General features: G+C 51.5%; 3 protein-coding genes. All 3 read left to right on the plus strand.

The window, feature by feature from the left end; translation table 11 throughout:
* Positions 1-2,208: S-layer homology domain-containing protein (locus PKO02S_RS31530; RefSeq protein WP_174819980.1), on the plus strand; the 2,208-nt coding region annotated here is incomplete at its 5' end.
* Positions 2,209-2,415: 207 nt separating this feature from the next.
* Entirely contained in the window at positions 2,416-3,240 is an 825-nt protein-coding gene (locus PKO02S_RS31535) for a phytanoyl-CoA dioxygenase family protein (protein ID WP_127589190.1), read from the plus strand.
* Between the two features lie 191 nt (positions 3,241-3,431).
* Positions 3,432-4,777 (plus strand): right-handed parallel beta-helix repeat-containing protein (locus tag PKO02S_RS32860; RefSeq protein WP_176594943.1); only part of this gene is annotated, 1,346 nt, incomplete at its 3' end.

The following is a 4,777-nucleotide window of genomic DNA, read 5'->3' on the forward strand; positions in this document are numbered from 1 at the left end:
CTGAAGGCTGTGGACGAGGGGACCGAGAAATACCGCGAGATCTACTGGCGCTTTTACGTGAAGAACGGGCCTACCTGGACCGTGAGCGGGGCGCAGAAGCTGTCGCGGGCGACGATCATGGCGAGCGCGGACTGGAAGCAGGCGATGATCGGCCACATCTGGTCGGCGGCTCCGGACAACAACTACTTGTCGCAGGACCCGGCATCGGGGACGGACACGGCCGGGGTGCTGAAGACGACGCAGTACAACGACTTCAATAACCTGCGCTGGCTCGGGAAGCTGCAAGGCAATGTGCCGTTCTTCGCAACGGACATGAGGGACAAATGGCAGGCGGTGGAAGCGCACATCAAGCTCAACGACGCGGGACAGTCGAACGGCGTGTTCGAGTTCTGGGTGGACGATGTGCTGCAGGCCAGACAGACAGATATGAACTGGGTAGGCAGCTACAGCGAGTATGGGATCAACGCGATCTTCATCGAAAACTTCAACAACACGGCGCCTGCGGCGTCCATGACGCGTGTGATCGACAACTTCGTCGTGAGCACGCAGAAGATCGGACTGACGGCTGCGCGCCAGACGCCTACGGTCACGACAACGGCTTCCGTCAGCGAGGCGGTCTACGGCAGTGCGGTCACATTGCAGACGGTCGTGGCGGGCAGCGGAGCGCCGGCACCGACAGGAACGGTCACTTTCCTGGACGGCGGCCAGCCGATCGGCAGCCCGGTGACGCTGGTGAACGGCACGGCGACATTGACGACAACCAATCTTGCCATCGGCCAGCATAACATTACGTCCAGCTACAGCGGGGACGCGTTATATGATCCAGCAGTCGACGAAACGCAGAAGTCGGTGTTGATCAAACCGCAACCGCAAACACCTGTTCAACCGCCGGAGCAGCCTTCCAACAATACGGCGCCTTCTCAACCCGGATCCCCGGAGATCGCTAAAACTCGAATTACGGTCGAAGGGCAAAAAGGAGACAGCGTAGCCATCAATGAGCGATTGGCGGAGCAATTGATAAGCCAACAGACGACCTCCGGATCAGGCGCCATGCGTCTGGTGATTGACGAGCGCGGAACGGATGGACTTGCCGAATTTCTTAGAGTGGAATTATCGAAAGAAGCGGTCTCCAAGCTCGGCAGCACTTCTTCTCCGTTGGCGATCGAGACGTCCAATGTGACCATTACTTTGTCGCAGCAAACGCTGTCCTCGCTTCGTGCAGACGCTTCGGACGTATGGTTCCGAATCGTACCGGAACGGGCGGTAGAAGAAGATGCAACCAAAAAACGAGTCATCGCTTCGACTGAAATGCAAGTGTTTGCTGAAGGCGGAGTCGTAGCCACTCTTGGCAAACCGGTCAAGATTGATACGAATTTGAACAATCGACCGACTCGACTGGAGTTTCCGATTTCCCCTGAGGAGCTGCCAGCTGACCCTGAGGCAAGAGCTGCGTTCCTTAAGCAGCTGGCCGTATTCGTGGAGCATAGCGATGGAGAAAAGGCTGTCTACCGCGGCGAGGTGAAATATGATTCGGCGAATCGACCGGTAGGGTTGCTTATCGACATCAATAAATTCAGTACTTTTACAATGATAAGCGTGACCCACCCCCCTGTAATATGGGAACGTTACATTTTCGGCTACGAGGATGGCACCTTCCGTCCCGATGCATCTATTACGCGGGCTGAGATCGCGGTGTTGATTGCTCGGATTGGGTCGAAACAACAGCTTGTCAGCAGGTTATCTCGAACAACTACGCCATACAGCGATGTAGATATCGCTCATTGGGCGTATAAGGATTTGGACAAGCTGGCGATTGCCGGAATCATGGACGGGTATCCCGATCAGACATTCCGACCGGATGCGCCTATCACGCGCGCCGAATTTGCCAAGATGATTGTGACCCTGATGAAGCCTATTGGAGGCAAGCCGACACCTAATGGCTTAGTGGATATCCAATCCCATTGGGCGGCGACTTATATCGAAGCCACTCAAGCAAATGCATGGATGACAGGTTATCCCGATCATACTTTCCAACCAGATCGTTCGCTAACCCGAGCTGAAGCCGTCACGGTGCTGAATCGCTTGCTGCAACGACCGGTGGGTGCAGGGGGGACTTCGGCGGCTTGGACCGATGTTCCAACTGATCATTGGGCTCGGGCCGATATCTTGTCGGCTTCCGGAACATTCGAGGCTCCTGGCGCTCGATAGGCGTTGCCACATTGCAGAGGAAGGAGAAGCAGGCAATGGGGGTATGGGAAACCCATACCCCAACTGCCTCTGGATACGTTAAATTATGATTTACACCCTACCGGAACCGCTGTTATCAATAAGTCGAAAGTGGTTTCGGTATGTAAAAAGGCGTTTCTTTCTAAGCCATATTGGAAGTAATAAACTACGAGTAAAGGAGGAATGTAGATGGAGTTTACAATGGATTTCTCTCAGTTTGTCATGACGGAAGAACAGAAGTTCCTATTCGATCTTAAAGGTTATCTGCTTATTCCGGATGTGTTCAGCCCCATGCAAGTAGAAGCCATGAAGGATCAGGTCTACCAGCTGAAGCATCCCGAGAAAGCGAGAGGTGACGTTCCGGGAATTCCAGGTGGAGCCGTGGAGGCTGTGTTCTCGAATCCCATAGTCAAGGGTGTACTGAAGGAATTAATCGGACCCGATTTCCGCTTGGACAGTACATTCCTTGTATGGAGAGAACGCGGAGTGGGTCACAATCTTGGACCCCATCAGGGAGGGCCGATGTCGAACCCTCATTTCCATTATCACTTTACCAATGGAACCATTCATGCCGGTATGGTTCGAATGGCCATTGAACTTAACCCGGTAAGCAAGGAGGACGGGGGAACGGTATTCTTGCCGGGCAGCCACAAGGCAAACTATCCTATTCCCGAATCTCTTCGTGAGAGAAGAGAGTACGAGCCGCCCTTTGAAAGCTATGACGCTTCTCCGGGCTCGGTACTCTTTTTCAGTGAAAATACATGTCACGCGGGACCTGTCTGGAAAAATCCGAATCACCCGCGAGTGTCCTTGTTCTTCTCCTTCGTCAATGTTGGGATGAGGTGGCATCGTGACAATCATGTTTCACCAGAGGTTATTGCCAGTCTTGGACCGGAAGCACGCTGGTATTTCCGTGATGTATGGGCATGGGACAACACAGGAGGACGGTCGTCCGACGAACCATCCAATCGTGTATTGATCAACGAGGACGGCACTTTGACTGTATCTCCGTGAAGCTAGCTATCACGCTGGCCCATTATGTAAGGGCTTTCGAGGGTGTACCTCTATAATAAGCCAAATATTTTAGGAGTATCTTATTGCAGGCAGGAGGCGGGAAGCATGCGACAGGGGGTGATGACACAAACCTTGAAACGTCTGACTCGGATCATTCCGAGAAGCTACTAAAAAAAATGGAGGTAAAGCACATGATATGGTTAAGAAAGAGTTGTCTATTTGTCCTGATGGTTGCCATCCTTCTAACAGCCAGCAGTATTACTGGCATCGAATCTGCGAAAGCCGCAGGGAAGTCTTTATATGTAGCCCCGAACGGGAGCGACAGCTACACCCGGGCGCAGAACGATATCAATCATCCCTGGGCTACTCCTATGAAAGCTTGGACAGAAGCGCAAGCAGGCGATACGGTCAATTTCCGAGCCGGAACGTACAATGTTACGTCCACGATCTGGACCAAGTTTTACGGGTATAACGGGACGGCCGCAGAACCTATTACCTTCAGAAGCTATCCTGGAGAACAAGCAAGGATTCATGGCGGCAGCCTTGCGGAAGTCATCAAAATTGAGAAGAGCTGGAATATCATTCAGAACCTGGAGTTTACAGGGGGGCAGACGATCCTTAAGTTCGGACAAGATGTTGCGATTGACGGCGGAATTGTCGAGAATAACTATGCTCACAATTATAGTGGCGGCGATAACGTAGGCTTTGTATACGTAAACGGTCCAGCGAGCAACATTGTAGTCAGAAACAACCGTATCGTAGGGCCGGGAGCCTCTCTTAGCGTTCATCAGAATACGGCTGGCCTTATAGCCTTTAGCGCCAAAGGCTTGAAGCTATTAAATAACGAAATATCCAATGTGCCGATAGGAATCTACTACAAGCACGGACAATTCCTTCCTAACTATAATACAGGTATTGAGATCGCTTACAACTTTATCCATCATACAAGCAGGTGGTCCATGTCGCTGAATACGGGATACGGTTATATTCACGACAATGTGATGGGCAAGTCTAATGCCGAGTTCAAGCTTAACGACTCTAACGGCGGCGCCAATGGAGACAATAATACGATTACGCATAATACGATTTATAGTGGACAACTGGGTATCTACCATCTAGACGGCGGAGCGCTGAATAATATAATTCGCGACAATCTTTATATTCCTACAGCCAAAATCTATGAATATTCAAACACTACAACCTGGCAAACGAATACATTCAACTATAATTTATATCCAGCCGGAACCGCCGTTACGAATAATAATGTAGATTACTCTTTGGCAGCATGGAAAACCTTTTCGAGTAAAGATGGCCAGTCGATATCCGGAACACCTAGTTTTTCCAATGCTTCCGGTACAATGGATCTCAAGACGGACTATTTGCTGTCATCAGGCTCTGTCGGTAAAACCGCCGCCAGTGATGGAAAAGACATGGGAGCTGAAATCGGCACGCCAACACCAACGCCAACGCCAACGCCAACACCAACACCAACGCCAACACCAACGCCAACGCCAACGCCAACACCAACACCAACACC

The organism is Paenibacillus koleovorans NBRC 103111, from assembly GCF_004000845.1.
GTDB classification, from domain to species: Bacteria; Bacillota; Bacilli; order Paenibacillales; family NBRC-103111; genus Paenibacillus_AA; species Paenibacillus_AA koleovorans.

What these genes read in the sequence shown, in the direction of transcription:
- PKO02S_RS31535 (WP_127589190.1), top strand. Translation starts at nt 2,416, where the DNA reads ATGGAGTTTACAATGGATTTCTCTCAGTTTGTCATGACGGAAGAACAG.